Origin of the sequence: uncultured Adlercreutzia sp., assembly GCF_958431955.1 — a bacterium.
Classification (GTDB): Bacteria; Actinomycetota; Coriobacteriia; order Coriobacteriales; family Eggerthellaceae; genus Adlercreutzia.
On record NZ_CAUASN010000034.1, the window covers coordinates 12,725 to 28,973 of the forward strand.

Consider the following 16,249-nt stretch of genomic DNA (forward strand, 5'->3'; position numbering starts at 1 on the left):
CGAATTCCACGGTTTGCCGCGCTCACGGAAGCCCCAGGCGGTCGGCCGGGGCGTCGGGCGCGAACGACGCGGGGCGCTTTACCCGGACGAACCCGCCCGACGCGCCCGCTCGAGAGGGGCCCTAGGCCTCGGGGCGCAACTTGCTGCGGATCTCGATGACCCGGGCGATGTTCTTCGCCACCTCCACCTTCACGTGCCAGCGGTTCTTCTCGTAGAGCACGTTGCCGTCCACCATGGTCATGAGCACGTCGGCCGTGGTGCAGGTGTTCACGACAGCCGAGACGGGATCGGCCGTGAAGGACTGGTGCGAGCTGGACAGGTCCACGGCGACGAGGTCGGCGCACTTGCCGATCTCCAGCGAGCCCACCTTGTCCTGCAGGCCGAGGGCGCGGGCGCCCCCGATGGTGGCCACCTCGAGCATGGTGCGCGCGTCGAGGAAGTCGGTGTTCACGGCGCGCTGGAGCAGCATCCCTAAGCGCATCTCGGAGAGCATGTCGGTTGACTCGGTGGCCGCCGGCGAGTCGGTGCCGAGGCCCACGCGCAGATCGGCGCGGAGGAACTCGTCGAGGGGCGCCACGCCCATGCCCAGCTGGGCGCAGGCGCGCGGGCACACGCATACGGCCACATCGTACTCGCGCAGCTTCTTCAGGTCGGAATCGTCCACGCACACCGCGCCCACGATCATGACGTTGGGGGCCTCGAAGGCGCTCCAGTTCAGGGCGTAGCGCACCGGGCTCACGCCGGTGGGCAGCCACGGCGGGATTTCCACGTAGCCGCGCTTCACGTCGCCGCCGTGCACCTGGAAGGGCGACGAGCCGTACTTCACGAAGTCGCACTCCTCGCGGCTGCCGGCGAGCCACATGGCCACGGGCAGATCCTCCCTGGTGGCGAACTGGGAGACGGCCGTGAGGGTGGCCGGATGGTTGGTGAACAGGGGCGCGGGCGCGATGCCGATGGTCACGCGGTCGGAGTCGACCTCCTCGCGCCAGTGCAGGATGTCCTTTTGGGCCAGCTGCATGGCCGCGTCGATGCGGTTGCGGTCCATGGCGCCCACGCTGCGGTAGATGACCGAGCGCAGGCCGAGCTTGTTCACGGCCGTGCACGAGGCGCCGGTCACGGTGATGTCGGCGACGGTGGTGATGCCACTGGAAAGGGCGTCCAGGCCTCCCAGGATAGCGGAATCGAACCAGTCAGCGGCCTCCAGGCGGCCCGACTTGCGAGCCACTTCCGAGAGCCACTCCACGTAGGGGGCGTCGTTCACCACGCCGCGCAGCACCGACTGCTCCAGGCGCGTGTGCAAATCCACGAGACCGGGCATAATGGCCGCGAGCCCCTGGTCGACGACTTCCTCGTCGGGGTAGCGCAGGCGCAGCATATCGGCGCTGCCGATGTCGCGGATGACGCCGTCGCGCACGAGCACCGCGCCATCGACGATGGGCTCGGAGGTGACGGGCAGGATGTACTGGGCACAAAGGAGCATGGTGCCTCCCTTCTTGCGAGGAGGGATACGCGATCAGCGACCCATGATAGCATGAGGTTCGCGCCGCGCGCGGATAGGCGCGCGCGATTTGCGGTGCGGGGGCGTATACTGGGGGCCGAACGTTGACCGTAACGCTGTGCGGAATTCCCAGGGCTTCCCACCCCTCGACCGCGCGGCGCCGGGCCCCGCCCGCCGATTCCGAGGGAGCTGCACCCCATGACCATCGACACCGCCACCGGGCTCGAGGCCCCCGCCGAGCTCTCGAGCGAGCGCGTGCGCGACATCTTCTCGTCCATCGCGAAGAAGTACGAGCGGTTCAACGCCATCTCCAGCTTCGGCGCCTACAAGCTGTGGCTCGCCGGCATGATGCGCCAGGCGCCCATCGAGGAGCACCACGACGTGCTGGATATCGCGGGCGGCACGGGGGACGTGACCTTCACCGTGGCGCGCACCAAGCACCCGCGCCACATCCAGTGCACCGATCTCGTGCCCGAGATGCTGGACGTGGCCCGCATGCACATCGACGAGGGCGACGGCGCGGGCGTGCCCATCGACTTTCAGGTGGTGGACGCCCAGGACATCCCCTACGCCGATGAGTCCTACGATGTGATCACCATGGCCTACGGCATCCGCAACATGCCCGATCGGCCGCGAGCCCTCTCCGAGATGTTCCGCGTGCTGCGCCCAGGCGGCTCGCTCGTGTGCCTGGAGTTCTCCACGCCGCCGAATGGCGCCTGGCGAGCGTTGTACCACTTCTACCTGCGCCACCTCATCCCGTTCTGGGGCGGCCTCATTACCGGCGATAAGGACGGCTTCGTGTACCTGGCGAAGTCCATCCGCGCCTTCCCCGACCAGGAGGGCCTGGCCGATATGATGCGCGCAGCCGGCTTCACCGAGGTAACCTGGAAGAACTACACCGGCGGCATCGCCGCCGTCCACGTAGCGCGAAAGCCGGAGTAGGGCGCGAAGCCAAAGGCCTACTGCCACGACATTTGCCTGAGAGCTCCCGCTATTTCCCCGACAGCCGACGATGCCCGTGCGTAGCTCATTTCCTCATAAAGAAGAGGAGCCGTTACGTGTTCATAGTCGGCTCGATAGACCTCGTTGCTTAGAATCTCCTCCAGCACCTCCGCCACATCGACATCTGGCTCAGCCGAGGGTGTGCGGTAGTTGCCGAGCCGCTGTCGTCGCACGATGGACAGCAGTGAAAGTAACTTTTCATCGAGAACAACAATGTCCAAGAGCTTCCTGAGATCGTACAGGTGGCGTGACTGACGATGAGGAATGGGGCCGGCGAGGTAATAGTCGCATATCGCGAACACCTTGTCACAGAAAGTGCGTTCAAGAGAGTTGGCCAGCACCTCGAACGAACCCAGGCCGAATTCGCTAACCGCATCCTGGTATCCCCGCGTCTCGCAATACTCCCCTATCAAGCTCTGAAGCGGACGCATTTGAGCCGGATCGGCTGGGGTCATGATGGCCGTTTCAACAATAAGCTGATCGCTGAAGGAAGCGTCGTTTACGCCGGGCAATGGAATTTCATAGCGGTTGTACTCGCGACGACTCCGCGTGCGATCGAGATTGGCGATATGGAGCCCAAGCGCCTCGGCGCTTTCCAGCACAGCGCGTTTTATGCCTCGTCGCATCCCCTCCGTCGCATGCTCCTCTTGAATACCCAAGTCAATATCTTCGGAAAAGCGATCGATAACGCCGTAGCACTTCGAAAGACACGTGCCGCCCTTGAACACAAGCGCGGGGTTCCTGCGCGCCACCTCTTTGAGCATGGTGACAGCGAAGTAATCTTTGACGACGAGGGCCTCGTCTAAGCCGATTGACTCAGAAACGGAGGTCACCATGTCGCTGAATAGGCGACTCTGACTATGCAAATACGCGGTACCGTTCGCATTCTGCCAGTTTTTTTGCAGTTCTTCCCGGATAGCTGGCTGAGCAGTCATAAATCATCGTCCTTCCTGCTTTTCTTGCGAGCCTCCGAAGGGCGTCCATTTCATACTCATCGAAGAATTGAATACTCTCGGCCGTAATAAGGTCGAGGAATCGGAGGGCATCCACATTGCGAGCGTTAACAGGGCGACGCGGGCGTCGCAGGGTCACCCGCTTCCAACCGCCAAAGGGCTTCACGTCTCGAACGCGCATTTTCTCCTTATTCGTGGTGATCTCCAATGTGTTGGGCACCTGGGCCGACACGCCAGACTCATTGGCAAGGTTAAAACCGGAGACATATCCGAAAATCTCGTCACCGGACTGGAGCCACCGCTTCGCAGCCACCTGTCTAGCTGACACACGCGATTTCCCAAACCGCGTTTCCGTGGGAAGATAGTACACACCACGGTCGTAGCGCTCCAGCGAACCTTCCGCCATGGCCGCATCGATCTTCTTGTACACCGCTTGACGGCTGATACCGGAGAACTCTTCGAGAATCTCCCCAATGAGGATAGGCTCGTTTTCTCCGAAACGCTCCTTCAATATGTTCGCAAAGACTTCCATAGGTCGATCATACCTCTCTAATCAGCAGTTGACATATTTTTTCTTAAATTGTAGAAATTTGTCAACCTTAGAGAACAGCTCGAAACAGCGAGAGGGCGGACACGCATCGCAGACCGCCGGACCCTCAGCGATACTTCGTGGTGAGGCGCGAGTGCTAGAATGCCTCCATCGCGCTTGTGAATCCAGAGGAAAAGGAGGGGCATGTTCGGGTTTGTGGTGGCTGATGCCGAGGCGCTTTCCGACGAGGAGAAGGAACGCTACCGCTCGCTGTACTGCGGGCTGTGCTTAACGCTGCGCGACCGCTACGGGCAGCTGTCGCGGGCGTGCCTCACCTACGACCTCACCTTCTTCGTGCTGCTGGCGAACTCGCTGCACGAGCCGGCTGAGGTGCGCGGCGCCAGCCACTGCGTGATGCATCCAGCGCCGGCCGCGGCGCGCCTCTGGTCGCGCTCGCCGTGGGCCGACTACGCGGCCGACCTTTCCGTGGCGCTCGCCTACCACAAGGTGCTCGACGACGTGGCCGACGACGGCGACGTGAAGGCCCGCGCGGCAGCGCGCCTGCTCGCCGGTGCCTACGAGCGAGCGCAGGCCCGCATTCCCGAGCAGTGCGCCGTCATCGAAAAAGCCATGGGCCGCATCCGGGCCATCGAGCAGGAAGGCGCCGAGGTCGACCCCGACGCGGCGGCGCGGGAGTTCGGCATGCTCCTCGGGCGGCTTTTCGCCCACAACCAGGGGTTCTGGGCCGGAGGCATGAAGGCGCTCGGCTGCGCGCTGGGCCGCTTCATCTATCTGATGGACGCCGCCGTGGACTTCGCCGACGACGCGGCCTCGGGCAGCTACAACCCCTTCGTGGCGCTCGGCGCCACGCCCGAGACCATGCGCACCACACTGGCCCTGGCGGCCGCCGATGCCGCCGAGGCCTACGAGCGCCTGCCCCTCGTGCAAGACGCGCACCTCATGGATGCCATCTTGTACTCGGGCGTCTGGGCGCAGTTCAACAAGACCTATCCGCCTGCAGAGGGCGCCGAGTAATGCAGAGGGGACCCGCAAAGCGAGCCCCCTTGAAACTGACCGGTATTCTGAATTGCGCCGTCGTTACTTGACGAACGCCGCGAGCAGACTGGCCGCCGTGGCGTAGAAGGGAACGCGCGACTCTTCCTGCACGGCCGCGGTGAACGGGGGCATCCACTGGCGGGCGTGCTCGGCCACAAACTCGTCCCAAGCCGCCTCGGGGCTGCCGCCGGGCAGGTCGGTCGAGGCCACCACGTCGCCAGGCTCGCCGGGATCCTCGAACTCCTCCAACGTATCCTCGTCTTCCACCACGTCCTCGACCGCGCTCGCGTCGCCCGCGATGCCCTCGGCCTCGGCGGCGTCAGCGGCAGCGCGCAGAGCCAGGTACTCCAAAAGCTCCAACTCGGTCCACACAGCGTCGAGCGGCTCGTTGGTGCCCTCGGGGCGGCCCAGGCCGCACGCCTTGCAGAAGCGCTCCACCGCCATGGAGTGCGGATTCACGAACAGCAGCGGCTGCACGCCCTCGGCAGTCGCGCGCCAGACGCCCTCGTAGGGGCTGCACACGGCCTGCGGGGCGCCCACGAACAGGCGCGTGGCCTCGGGGCGCAGCTCCTTCTGGATGTCGGCCGGGTCGGCCAGGGCCGCGGCCTCGGCGGCGCCGGGCGCGGTAGCCGACGACCAGGCAAGGCCGAGCGCGCCGGCGATCTCGTCGGCGGCCTCGCCCCACTCGCCCGAGGCGATGGCCTCGGCGAGCACCTTGTCCTCGGGGTAGCGGAACGACAGGGCCAAAAGCTCGCACATCGCCGCGCGCGCCTGCCACATATCAGCGGATACGGTCATGGACATCCTCCTTCATCGTTAATACTGCCAATAGCATAGCAGACGCCATACGCGCCAGCATCGGAGACAGGCGCTTTCGTTGCGACGCAAACGCAATGCTAATCTTTCGTTGCGTCTGCGTTGCAACGAGAAACCTCAGATGAACACCGCCGTTGCGCCGAGAAGCTGCGAGAAAGACGCCGCGCGGCGATTTTGACGCGCTTGCACTGCTCCCTTTCTGCGCAAAAAAGCCCGCGCCGGAGGGGCGGCGCGGGCTGCATGCAGAGAGGGCCTACTTGTCGTCGGCCGGGCGCAGGGGCAGAAGCTTCACGCCCAGCAGGAACACCAGCACGCCGAGAGCGGCCACGCCGAGCGTGACGCCGAACTCGAGCGGCGTGGGCCAGTAGACCATGGCGCCGTAGATGCCCGAGAGGCCCGCGTCGAAGGACGTGTGCTGCATGGGGGTCAGCGGGCCGGCCATGTCCAGGTTAGCCAGCTGGAAGCCGCCGACCAGCAGCTGCACGCGCTTGCAGAAGATGCCGGCGATGGCGAGCAGCGATCCAGCCACCAAAAGCGCGTTGGTGCGCAGCGCCGGGGTGAAGCAGATGACGGCGCACACCGCGCAGCCGATGATCTCCACCCAGAAGTAGGGCGCGAGCGGGCCGGTTGTCAGCATGGCCACTACTTCCAGGCCCGATCCGGCGGGGAAGCCCTCGGTGAGCAGGTCGCATCCGAAGAAGTACAGATCCACCATCACGAAGGCGCCGAGCAGCTTGGCGAGCTTCACCAGGTTGGCCTGCTCCCACTTCAGGTAGCCCGCGGCGCGCAGGGCCACGGCCACGCAGATGACGAGCGCCGTGCCGCACACCAGCGCCGAGGAAACGAACCACGGGGCGAGAAGCGCCGTGTGCCACATCTCGCGGCCGACCTGCAGGCCGAAGATCCAGGCAGTCACCGAGTGCACGAGCACCGCGCACACGAGGGCCACCACCGAGATGACGCGCAGGGCCGTATGGCTCATCTTGCCCGCGTCGGCGCGCATCTGAGCCCACAGGTACACACAAGACAAGATGAGGTAGGTGCCCAGCACCAGGATGTCCCACATGAGCGGGCTGCCCAGATTGGAGTACGCGAACAGCTCCCACAGGCGCATGGGCTGGCCCAGATCGACCACCACCATGCCGATGGCGGCCACGGTGCAGGCGATGGAGCTCATCACCGCCACCTTCGAGATGCCGCCGAACCCGGCGACGCCGAAGGCCTTGGGCACCGACGAGATAATGAGGCCGCCGGCAGACAGGCCCACGAAGAACATGAAGGACGTAATGTAGAGGCCCCACGAGTTCAGGTTGCGCATGCCGGTCTGCACCATGCCGCCGGAAAGCTGCATCGCCCAGAGCACGAGGCCGGCCACCACCACGACGGCCGACACGCCGATGGCGATGTTCAGCCCGCGGCCGCCCCACGCGACGGCCTTGGCGCCAGTCGCCTCGCGGGTTTTCGAGCGGCCTTGGGCCGCACTGAAGTCGAGGTCGTCATCTACGACGGCCCCAGAAGAGAAATCAGCCATGAGAATCTCCTAGAGGTAAGCGGGCAAGGCAGCGAGCCCCGCCCGCGAAAGTTTGCGATTCACGCCGCGTTACGCGGCAAGCAGAAGAAGCGCCGAGGGCCGGCGGCCACTACACCAAGTAGTACACCGAGGGCTTCGTCCCCTCCTCGGGCAACAGCTGTTTGTACTCGCGCGTTGCGAGAAGCTTGGAAACTTCGGATTCCGGATCGTCCAGATCTCCCCAGAAACGCGCGTAAGTGGGGCATGCATCCACGCAAAACGGTCGCTTCCCGTCCTTGAGCCGATGGGAGCACATCGTGCACTTCTCCACCGTATGCTTTAAATGAGTCGCCACCGAGGTGTCGCCCACGGCATGGGGGATGCTGTAAGCCGGCTCATCCCAGTTGAAGGAGCGCACACCCGTGTAAGGACAGGCGGCGACGCACATACGGCAGCCGATGCACTTATCGTAATCCTGGCATACCGCACCGGTCTCTGGATCCTTGTAGGTGGCACCCACGGGACACACCTTCGTGCACGCAGGATTCTCGCAGTGTTGGCAGGCCACCGTCAGGTAGCTCTTCGTCACATTCGGGTACTCGCCCACCGAGGCGTCCAGGCTGTTCGCGCCCTCGGTGACCACTCGATTCCACAAAACGCCATCGGGGACATTGTTCTCCTGCTTGCACGCAACGGTGCAGGTATGGCAACCGACGCAGCGAACGGTATCCACCGCAAACGCATAACGATGCTCGGCCATGGTTACTCCTCTCCTTCCCACAGACGCATCTCAACGGCGGCATCCATGAAGGACGAGTTCACCGTCACCGGGCAATACTCATGATTCGAGCAATCCGAGAACGAGCCGTCCTTGAACTGGTGCTTTTGCCACCCCTTCGGGTACAACAGCATGCCGGGACGCATGCCGGGGTTGAGAACCGCGCGGGCCACCGCGTTGCCGCGGTCGTTGTACACTTCCACATAGTCGCCGTCCTGAATGCCGCGCACCTCGGCATCGGCGGGGTTCATCTTCAGCGTGGGCTCGGGAAGCGCCTCAAGCAGCCACGCAAGCTCGAAGCCGTTGGTGTGGTGACGGTCGCGCGAGCGCTCGGACGTCAAAATCAGCGGGTACTTCTTCATAATCTCTTTGTCCGGCCACGCTTCGTTCGGCTCGAACCAGTAAGGCAGGTGCTCCTGCTCGTAATCCCATTCGTGAACGTTCGCCATGCGAGGAACGGGATTTTCGCAGTAAATCTCCAACTTGCCCGTGGGCGTATCGTAGATATGGTTCTCATGGTAGATGTCGTACAACTCGAAGCGAATGGTGTGCTCCTCGCGCAGCCGCTCCAAGGTGACACCAGCTGCCTGGAACTCCGGCGAAGAAAGCGCCTCATTCCAAAACTCCTCATCGGTGCTCTGGAAATACTCACCCATGCCCAAGCCCTCGGCCAGCATGCGCACAATCTGGCCGTCGGGTTTGCACTCGAAAGACGGATCTACGCATTTATCGTGCCACTTGACGGCGCCCTCATTGGTGGGGTTGGTGATGATGTCCTCGAACTCGAAGTAATGAGCGGCCGGAAGCACATAATCGGCCTGTCGTGCCGTATCGGTCATGGACGTGTCGGCCACCACAAGCAGGTCGATCTTGTCGATAATCTTCTCCTTCACCCAGTTGGCATCGATGCCGCCGCCGTAAAGCGCGCCGATGGAATAGATGCACTTGATGGGGAAAGGTTGGCCAGAAACGGGCTCCAGTCCCGTCTCCAGCATATCGGCCACTTCCAGCCAAGGAAGCGTGGGGCCCATGGTCATGGTGGGCATCATGTACAGGTAGTTCCAAGGCAGACCGAAGTAGCCACCATCCATACCGGCACCCGGCTTGCTGAGGTTGCCCGTAATGGACAGCAGGCAGCCCAAGGCCGTGCCGATGGAATGACCATTGTTGTAGGCCTGGCCGCCCATGCCCAGGTGCACACGAGTGGGGCCGTCTGCGAATACCTCGGCCAGATAGCGTACATCCTCGGGAGAAACCTCGGTGATTTCTTCCACCTTTTGCGGATCGTACTCGGCCACGCGGTCGCAGAACAGATCGTAGGCGCATGTCACCTTCTTGCCGTTGATATCGAACGTGCCATGCAGCACGGGGGCCGCTACCTCCTCGACGGTTCCATGGCTGCCGTCCTCGCCCATGAGAATGGGAGCATCGTACAGGATGGGCTCACCCGTCATGGGGTTCATGCCCATCTCAACCGGCTCTATCCCGAATTCACTGGCGCGCAGGAATTTGCCGTCCTCCTTCACCAGGTAGGGAGCTACGGTGTGCTGGCGGATGAAGTCCTCGTCTTCCCAGCCCTCATCCAAAATGACGTTCATGATGCCCATGAGGAGGGCGCCGTCAGATGCGGGGCGGCAGCGAATCCACTTGTCTGATTTGGAAGCGGCCGTCGACTGATTGGGATCGATGACAATGTACTTCGTGCCGTTCTCGCAGGCACTCGCAATGTCACGCCAGCGGAACAAGGTCGATTCGGTCTCGTTAGCCGACATGTTGACGATATACTTCGCGTTCATGATATCCGACGCGTAGTGATTGCCCGGCTTATCGAAACCGGTGCCGCCACACACCCGGTCGACACCGGTAAGAGCCCCAACATCGATACATAGGTCGTAAACCGAGAACCCCGCCGTATTCCACAGTCGCTTGAGCAGGCTAATGGCCGCCCCGTTGATGAGGCCTCCATTCGAGGTGCCAGGGTACAAGGTGATGGACTGCGGGCCAGATTCCTCCATGTAGCCCTTCCATTTGTCGGTGATTTCCTGACTGGCCTGCTCCCAGGAAATGCGCTCCCATTCGCCTGAGCCGCGCTCACCCACACGCTTCATGGGGTACTTGATGCGGTTGGGGTGGTACAGGCGCTGAATCTGCGAATAGCCGCGCAGGCAGGGACGGTTGTTGAACGGCTCGTCGGGATCGGGCTCGCGCTTCACCACCACGCCATCGCGCACGGTAACCCAACTGCCGCAATGCATGCAGCCGCTCCACATGCAGCGGGCATAGTGGCGCTCTTCCTCGCCTGTGGCCGCCAGCGAGCTGCCCTCCTCATTCGCGCAACCTGCCAGACCAGACAGCGCAGCAGCGCCCGCAACAGCACCCGTTGCCTTCAGGAATCCTCGGCGGGTGAGGCCGGAGCGTTTGGTTTCGCTTCCTGACATCTCTCCTCCTCTTTCATGGCAGAGGGGCAAGCCGGGCGCAGACAGCTTCTCTGCGCAACGGGCTTGCGCGCCCTCCCTTCCCATCCCCCATGGGCGAATCCGGTTGCATGCTCGCGGCACGAATGATGGGATTCCAACATAGTCTCTAAGAATCGGCCGGATTCTGTTGTTGCCAGTTTGTCATACTCTGTCATAGACTGTCAAGAGAAAATGTAGGGCAGAGTATGACAAAGGTAGAGCATCTCAGAGTTATCGCAGATTAATCGCCTATTCTGCTAGATAAAATAATTCAATTCAAAATGCACGATTCGGCAATGTCAAGTCTTGAAAATAGAATATTTGTTTGTATTATAGTTGATAAGCGGGGAGCAGGACTCTCTGCATACACCTTCCCTATCACCAATTCTAGATGCGGGAGGGAGGTGATGCAGATGAGCGTTTTCCTGGCCTTGGTTCAAACTTTTGTGGCAGCTGCCTCGTTAGGGGTAGCACTTCTGGCCCTGGAAAGGGTCGACCCACCGCCTGGCGGTGGGTCTAGTCACAAAAGCGAGGACTAGGCACCCTCGCTACCGGGACGTCCTTGCGGCGTCCCGGCCCCTCGGGGCCAAGTTCTCTAGGCATTGCCCATTGTAGCACGCTTCTTCTTAAGGGAGAAATAGAAACGCTTGACGTTATTAACGCGAGAGGTTACTATAATGATAGTTTCATTTGCCAACAAGGAAACTGAGCGACTCGCCTCAGGGCAGCGCGTCAAGCAATTCGCGTCGTTCGAGAGAGTCGCTCGACGGAAACTTCGGCAACTGCAAGTTGCAGGTTGTCTGCAGGATCTCCGCATCCCTCCCGGCAACCATCTGGAAAAGCTCGATGGCGACAGAAGCGGCTTTTGGAGCATACGCATCAACGACCAGTACCGCATCTGCTTTTGCTGGACGGACGCCGGACCGGCAAACGTGGAGATTGTTGACTACCATTAGGAGTCGAATATGAGCGCGAACCTTGACCCTATAACCCCCGGCGAGTTGCTCTCCGAGGAATTTCTGAAGCCCATGGGCATCTCCCAATATCGGCTCGCCAAGGAAATCGGCGTGCCGGCGCAGCGCATTGGGCAAATTGTCCTGGGGCGCCGCGCCATCACGGCCGATACCGATTTACGTTTATGCAAGTTCTTCGGCCTATCCGACGGCTATTGGATGCGTGCGCAGGAAGCTTACGATTTGGAAATTACACGCAGCAAGATCGGCGACCAGCTTCGCCATATCAAACCCTGGAATCACGCCGCGTGCCTTTAGCCCCTCTGTGCGGCTTTTGCCAGGGCTTCGGCGGCGTCGGGGTCGGTGAAGCCCTCGCTGAAGGCGCTGGGGATGACGAGCGTGCCGCCGGACTGCTTCACCGACTCGTAGGCCAGGTGCATGGTGCGCAGGCGCATGGCCTCCGGATCGCCCTCGTAGTTGGCGCTCGCGTCCTTCAGCATGTCGGAGATGTCCGCCTCGGCCTCGGCCAGAATCATGCGGGCGTCGCGCTCGCGGGTGGCCACGGCCGCAGCGGCCATGGAGGCCTGCAGCTCGCGGGGCACCACGATGTCGCGCACCTCCACGTCGATGACGTCGATGCCCCAGCCGTCCAGCTTCTCTTCCAGCGCGTCCTTCAGCTCGGCGTCCAGCTGGTCACGACGACACGCCACCTCGGCCAGGCTCGCGCGGCCGATGGCCTTGCGCAGCGTAGCCTGGGCCATCCACGACACGGCGCCGCCGTAGTCCTCCACCTCGCAGGCGGCCTTCTTCGGCGAGAACACCATCCAGAACACCACCGCGTCTACGTTCACGGGCACCAGATCGGCCGTGAGCGTCTCCTCGGCGCCGAAGTAGGTGGCCGCCACGCGCTGGTCGATGCGCACGGTGTAGAACTCCACGATGGGCCAGGTGAACACGATGCCCGGCCCCGCCACGCGGTTGAAGCGGCCGAAGCGCATGACCACGGCCTTCTCCCACTCCATCACCACGTGCACCGAGCTTGCCGCAAGCGCGCCGACCACGACCGCGCCCACGATGGCCCCAAGCCCGATGGAGCCTGCGGCAAGCTGCGCCAAGGCCAGCACCGCGGCCACCACGACGGTGAACACGATGAGCGTGAAGGCCACGGCCCCGTTGCGCGAGGTGCGGCTACGCCCCGTTTCCAGCCGAGCGCTCGGCGCCGCTGCTGTCCGCTGCGGGCTCGGGGAACTTGACGAGGCGTCCGCGCCGCGATTCCTGCGTGTCATATCCTGCTCCTTCGCTCTTGTCGCGCTTGGCCTTGGCCGCCACGAGGGCGGCGGTGAACTGCGCGTCGATATCCTCCAGCGACATGCCCAGCTCCTGGCAGCGCTGCAAATACTCGGCCGTCACGATCTCGGCTGTCACCTCGGCCGACACGCCGGGCTTGTTGGACACGTCGGCCACGAAGGCGCCCTGACGGCGCTTCGAGACAATGTAGCCATCCTCCTCCAGGCTCTGGTACACCTTGCTCACGGTGTTGTAGTTCACCTCCACCTCGGCGGCGAGCCCGCGCACCGTGGGCAGCTGGTCGCCCGGCAGGTAGAACCCCGAGGTGATGAGGTAGATGAAGCGGTTCTTCAACTGGAGCCAGACGGGAATGGAGCTGGCATCGTCCAGCGCGAACAAGTCGCCGGCCGGAATGGTGCGCCCTAGCTCGACCATAGGGAAAGGTCCTCTCTCTTTTGGGAAGATGCCGGGTTGCAGCCAGTGGCGGCCGCTTCGCCGTCAGCTGCCGCGCCGGCGGCCTCGTCGGGCCGCCCAAAGCCGATCGGCTCAGCCTCCGCAGCATCTTCCACGCTCTGCAATTCCAAGGGGCGCTGCGCCCCGGCTTCCACCACGGCCCAGCGCAGCCCCGCGCCTCCCACGAGCACGACGAGCGCCAGGGCGGCCAGCACCGCGGGCGGCGCGTCGAAGGCGGGCGCGGGGGCTGCCGCGGGGCCGCGGCCCCCGGCCCTAGCTGGCGCGGCCGACTCCAAACGGGCGTCCTTCCGCTCGCGCACCCACAGCGCACCCTCGATGGCGAGGGGCGCCGCCAGGCCGCACAGCGCAAAGCCGCCCCACCAGGGCAGCGCCGCCGTACCGTGCGAGAGGCTTGCGACCGAGGCAACGACGCCCGGATGCCCGCTGGCCACTGCCCCGCCGAGGAACAGCGCCGCCGCGGCAGCTTCCGCCACGACGACGGCCGCATCCACCCGCAGAATCGCGTGCCCGAGCGCCACCGTGCGCCCGTCGGCCTCCACGAACAGCGAGCAGCCCGCGAACAGCACGCAGCCGCACGACGCGGCCGACAGCACGAACAGCACGGGAACCCACGGGCTCGCCCACAGGCGCACGCCGGCAAGGCCCTGCAGCAGAAGCCCCGCGTACACCGCCACGACAACCGACAGCACGACCGCCGCCACTTCCAGCATCGTTACCGCGCAACGACTGAGCCAGGGCAGGTACGCGAATCGCCCGAGCACCAGGACCGCGCCGACGGCCAAAAGCCCCGCAAGCGCCCACGCCCCCACGTTCATGAGCGTGAACACCGGCGTGAGAAACAGCGCGAGCACCCGGTCGATGCGCCCCAAGTCGGCCGCCAGACAGCCGACGCCCATGGCGAGCGCGCCGAGCGCCGCCGCGAGCGCCAGAGACACGAGCCGCTCGGCTGCCGGAGCCTCAGCCACCGAGCTTTCCGCCGCCGCCCCGAAGGGAGCCTTCACGAAGAGCAGGTCGGCCAAGGAGGCGGCGGCAATCCCGCCGGCACCCACGCCGGCGAGGAACAGATAGGCTGCCACAAGCTCGCCGAACACCGATCGCCCCCTTCTCCGCTTCGCATGCTTTCGCAAAGTATGACACAACCGCGCAGAAAAGTATATGACAGCATGAGACAGAAACAGGGAGAGACGGCAGAGCCCCCACAGCAAGAGAGCGCCCCGCAGGGCGCTCTCTCAACTGGAAGGGATCTAACCGGGATAGCGCGAACGGCTAGTCGCGCTTATCGGGATCGGGCGCATCGGCCGAGGAGTCCATCTCGTCCTCGCGGTCGATCTCGGCATCCACCTCGGCCTGGGTGGGCATATCGGCGCGGTCGGCACCCTCGGCGGCGGCCCGGTACGGCGCGTTCGGATCCTGGTCGCCCGGCTCCACCGGCTCGGCGCGCCAGTTCGGGTCGGCCAAGGTCTCGCCCGCATCGGGGTTGCCGGCAACAACGGCCTGGGCGCCTTCCGCATCGCCCTGGGCCGCGAGCATCTCGGCGTCCTTGGCGCGGGCAGCAGCCTCCTCGGCCTCCTTCGCAGCGATGATCTCGTCCTCGCGGGCCAGATACTCGTCCCACTTGTTGTCGAGCAGCGCCTCACAGGCCTCGCCCTCCACGGTCTCGCGCTCCAGAAGCACGCTGGCCATGAGGTCCATCTGGTCGGCGTGGTCGGCGAGGATCTTGTGGGCCCGGTCATGGGCCTCCTTCATGATCTTCGCCACCTCCTCGTCGATGCGGCGAGCCGTCTCCTCGGAGTAATCCTGCGTGTTGCCGTAGTCGCGGCCCAGGAACACCTCGTGGTTGGGCTGGCCGAACACCTGGGTGCCCAGGGGGCTCATGCCGTACTGGGTGACGATGGCGCGGGCCATCTTGCTCGCGCGCTCCAGGTCGTTGGAGGCGCCCGTGGTCACGTCGTCACAGAAGATCTCCTCGGCCACGCGGCCGCCCATGAACACCGCCAGCTCGTCCTTCATCTCGGAAAGCGAGTTCAGCACCTTGTCCTCGTCGGGGATGGACAGCGTGTAGCCCAGCGCCCGGCCGCGGGAGATGATCGAGATTTTGTGTACCGGGTCGGCATGGTCGAGCAGGTGCCCCACGAGCGCGTGGCCGCTCTCGTGGTAGGCGATGGTGTGCTTGGTCTTCTCGTTCATCACACGGCCCTTGCGCTCCGGGCCGGCGATGACGCGCTCCATGGACTCGCTCACCTCGCGCATGGTGATGATCTTCTTGCCGCGGCGGGCGGTGAGCAGGGCCGACTCGTTCATGAGGTTGGCCAAATCGGCGCCGGTGAAGCCGGGGGTGATCTTCGCAATCTTGTTCAGATCCACATCCGATCCGATGGGCTTGTCCTTCGCGTGCACGGTGAGGATCTTCTCGCGGCCCTTCACGTCGGGGGTGTCCACGACGATCTGGCGGTCGAAGCGGCCGGGGCGCAAAAGCGCGGGGTCCAGCACGTCGGCGCGGTTCGTGGCAGCGATGAGCACCACCGAGTCGTTGGACTCAAAGCCGTCCATTTCCACGAGCAGCTGATTCAGCGTCTGCTCGCGCTCGTCGTGACCGCCGCCGAGACCCGTGCCGCGCTGGCGACCCACCGCGTCGATCTCGTCGATGAAGATGATGGCCGGGGCCGCGTCCTTCGCCTGCTGGAACAGATCGCGCACACGGGAGGCGCCCACGCCCACGAACATCTCAACGAAGTCGGAGCCGGAAATGCTGAAGAACGGCACGCCCGCCTCGCCGGCCACGGCGCGCGCGAGCAGCGTCTTGCCGGTGCCCGGAGGGCCCACGAGCAGACAGCCGCGCGGGATCTTCGCGCCCATGGACTGGTACTTCGCGGGGTTCGCCAGGAAGTCCTTGATCTCCTGCATCTCCTCCACGGCCTCGTCCACGCCGGCCACGTC

General features: G+C 64.1%; 15 protein-coding genes. 4 read left to right on the forward strand and 11 right to left on the reverse strand.

Features of this window, described 5'->3' with window-relative positions; translation table 11 throughout:
• Window positions 1-121 precede the first annotated feature (121 nt).
• Window positions 122-1,480: an amidohydrolase family protein gene (locus Q5064_RS09360; RefSeq protein ID WP_302964129.1), complete on the reverse strand. Its 1,359-nt coding sequence runs from the start codon at window positions 1,478-1,480 to the stop codon at window positions 122-124.
• Window positions 1,481-1,696: 216 nt separating this feature from the next.
• On the opposite strand from Q5064_RS09360, the gene Q5064_RS09365 reads away from it, so the two are divergent.
• The gene (locus Q5064_RS09365; protein ID WP_302964131.1) at window positions 1,697-2,440 is read left to right on the forward strand and encodes a class I SAM-dependent methyltransferase; all 744 of its coding nucleotides are present in this window, start codon (window positions 1,697-1,699) and stop codon (window positions 2,438-2,440) included.
• A gap of 17 nt (window positions 2,441-2,457) precedes the next feature.
• Here Q5064_RS09365 and Q5064_RS09370 read toward each other — a convergent pair whose 3' ends face one another.
• Together Q5064_RS09370 and Q5064_RS09375 are read right to left on the reverse strand one after the other, a co-directional pair.
• Complete coding sequence (locus tag Q5064_RS09370) at window positions 2,458-3,435, reverse strand: nucleotidyl transferase AbiEii/AbiGii toxin family protein (protein WP_302964133.1); 978 nt, start codon at window positions 3,433-3,435, stop codon at window positions 2,458-2,460.
• Window positions 3,359-3,985 (reverse strand): hypothetical protein, encoded by a 627-nt coding sequence (locus tag Q5064_RS09375; RefSeq protein WP_302964134.1) that lies wholly within the window; start codon window positions 3,983-3,985, stop codon window positions 3,359-3,361. The genes Q5064_RS09370 and Q5064_RS09375 overlap by 77 nt, the downstream gene beginning before the upstream one ends.
• Window positions 3,986-4,186: 201 nt before the next feature.
• On the opposite strand from Q5064_RS09375, the gene Q5064_RS09380 reads away from it, so the two are divergent.
• The gene (locus Q5064_RS09380; RefSeq protein WP_302964135.1) at window positions 4,187-5,017 is read left to right on the forward strand and encodes a DUF5685 family protein; all 831 of its coding nucleotides are present in this window, start codon (window positions 4,187-4,189) and stop codon (window positions 5,015-5,017) included.
• Window positions 5,018-5,080: 63 nt separating this feature from the next.
• Here Q5064_RS09380 and Q5064_RS09385 read toward each other — a convergent pair whose 3' ends face one another.
• The 4 genes from Q5064_RS09385 to Q5064_RS09400 all read right to left on the reverse strand — a co-directional run bounded on the left by Q5064_RS09385 (window position 5,081) and on the right by Q5064_RS09400 (window position 10,580).
• Window positions 5,081-5,836: a molecular chaperone gene (locus Q5064_RS09385; RefSeq protein WP_302964136.1), complete on the reverse strand. Its 756-nt coding sequence runs from the start codon at window positions 5,834-5,836 to the stop codon at window positions 5,081-5,083.
• A 271-nt stretch (window positions 5,837-6,107) separates the two neighbouring features.
• Window positions 6,108-7,385, reverse strand: coding sequence for an NrfD/PsrC family molybdoenzyme membrane anchor subunit (gene nrfD, locus Q5064_RS09390; RefSeq protein ID WP_302964138.1), 1,278 nt, complete (start codon window positions 7,383-7,385; stop codon window positions 6,108-6,110).
• 109 nt (window positions 7,386-7,494) lie between these two features.
• Window positions 7,495-8,124, reverse strand: coding sequence for a 4Fe-4S dicluster domain-containing protein (locus Q5064_RS09395; protein ID WP_135969772.1), 630 nt, complete (start codon window positions 8,122-8,124; stop codon window positions 7,495-7,497).
• Between the two features lie 2 nt (window positions 8,125-8,126).
• A complete protein-coding gene (locus tag Q5064_RS09400; RefSeq protein WP_302964141.1) occupies window positions 8,127-10,580 on the reverse strand; it encodes a molybdopterin-dependent oxidoreductase in 2,454 nt (817 codons plus the stop codon).
• Between the two features lie 695 nt (window positions 10,581-11,275).
• Here Q5064_RS09400 and Q5064_RS09405 point away from each other — a divergent pair.
• Window positions 11,276-11,554, forward strand: a complete 279-nt coding sequence (locus Q5064_RS09405) for a type II toxin-antitoxin system RelE/ParE family toxin (protein WP_302964143.1) — start codon at window positions 11,276-11,278, stop codon at window positions 11,552-11,554.
• Between the two features lie 9 nt (window positions 11,555-11,563).
• Window positions 11,564-11,869 (forward strand): HigA family addiction module antitoxin, encoded by a 306-nt coding sequence (locus tag Q5064_RS09410; RefSeq protein WP_302964145.1) that lies wholly within the window; start codon window positions 11,564-11,566, stop codon window positions 11,867-11,869.
• On the opposite strand, the gene Q5064_RS09415 is transcribed toward Q5064_RS09410, so the two are convergent.
• The 4 genes from Q5064_RS09415 to ftsH all read right to left on the reverse strand — a co-directional run.
• Window positions 11,866-12,717, reverse strand: coding sequence for a slipin family protein (locus Q5064_RS09415; RefSeq protein ID WP_302964147.1), 852 nt, complete (start codon window positions 12,715-12,717; stop codon window positions 11,866-11,868). The two genes, Q5064_RS09410 and Q5064_RS09415, sit on opposite strands and share 4 nt — an antisense overlap.
• A 22-nt stretch (window positions 12,718-12,739) precedes the next feature.
• Window positions 12,740-13,273 carry a GntR family transcriptional regulator gene (locus Q5064_RS09420; RefSeq protein ID WP_302964148.1) on the reverse strand — a complete coding sequence of 178 codons (534 nt, stop codon included), beginning with the start codon at window positions 13,271-13,273 and terminating at the stop codon, window positions 12,740-12,742.
• Window positions 13,261-14,403: an NrfD/PsrC family molybdoenzyme membrane anchor subunit gene (gene nrfD / locus Q5064_RS09425; protein WP_302964151.1), complete on the reverse strand. Its 1,143-nt coding sequence runs from the start codon at window positions 14,401-14,403 to the stop codon at window positions 13,261-13,263. The genes Q5064_RS09420 and nrfD (Q5064_RS09425) overlap by 13 nt, the downstream gene beginning before the upstream one ends.
• Before the next feature lie 175 nt (window positions 14,404-14,578).
• Window positions 14,579-16,249: ATP-dependent zinc metalloprotease FtsH (ftsH, locus tag Q5064_RS09430; protein WP_302964153.1), on the reverse strand; the 1,671-nt coding region annotated here is incomplete at its 5' end.

Bases quoted from the DNA above. Each gene is read 5' to 3' on its own strand.
- Q5064_RS09360 (WP_302964129.1), bottom strand. From the start codon at position 1,480: ATGCTCCTTTGTGCCCAGTACATCCTGCCCGTCACCTCCGAGCCCATC.
- Q5064_RS09365 (WP_302964131.1), top strand. From the start codon at position 1,697: ATGACCATCGACACCGCCACCGGGCTCGAGGCCCCCGCCGAGCTCTCG.
- Q5064_RS09370 (WP_302964133.1), bottom strand. From the start codon at position 3,435: ATGACTGCTCAGCCAGCTATCCGGGAAGAACTGCAAAAAAACTGGCAG.
- Q5064_RS09375 (WP_302964134.1), bottom strand. From the start codon at position 3,985: ATGGAAGTCTTTGCGAACATATTGAAGGAGCGTTTCGGAGAAAACGAG.
- Q5064_RS09380 (WP_302964135.1), top strand. From the start codon at position 4,187: ATGTTCGGGTTTGTGGTGGCTGATGCCGAGGCGCTTTCCGACGAGGAG.
- Q5064_RS09385 (WP_302964136.1), bottom strand. From the start codon at position 5,836: ATGACCGTATCCGCTGATATGTGGCAGGCGCGCGCGGCGATGTGCGAG.
- nrfD (WP_302964138.1), bottom strand. From the start codon at position 7,385: ATGGCTGATTTCTCTTCTGGGGCCGTCGTAGATGACGACCTCGACTTC.
- Q5064_RS09395 (WP_135969772.1), bottom strand. From the start codon at position 8,124: ATGGCCGAGCATCGTTATGCGTTTGCGGTGGATACCGTTCGCTGCGTC.
- Q5064_RS09400 (WP_302964141.1), bottom strand. From the start codon at position 10,580: ATGTCAGGAAGCGAAACCAAACGCTCCGGCCTCACCCGCCGAGGATTC.
- Q5064_RS09405 (WP_302964143.1), top strand. From the start codon at position 11,276: ATGATAGTTTCATTTGCCAACAAGGAAACTGAGCGACTCGCCTCAGGG.
- Q5064_RS09410 (WP_302964145.1), top strand. From the start codon at position 11,564: ATGAGCGCGAACCTTGACCCTATAACCCCCGGCGAGTTGCTCTCCGAG.
- Q5064_RS09420 (WP_302964148.1), bottom strand. From the start codon at position 13,273: ATGGTCGAGCTAGGGCGCACCATTCCGGCCGGCGACTTGTTCGCGCTG.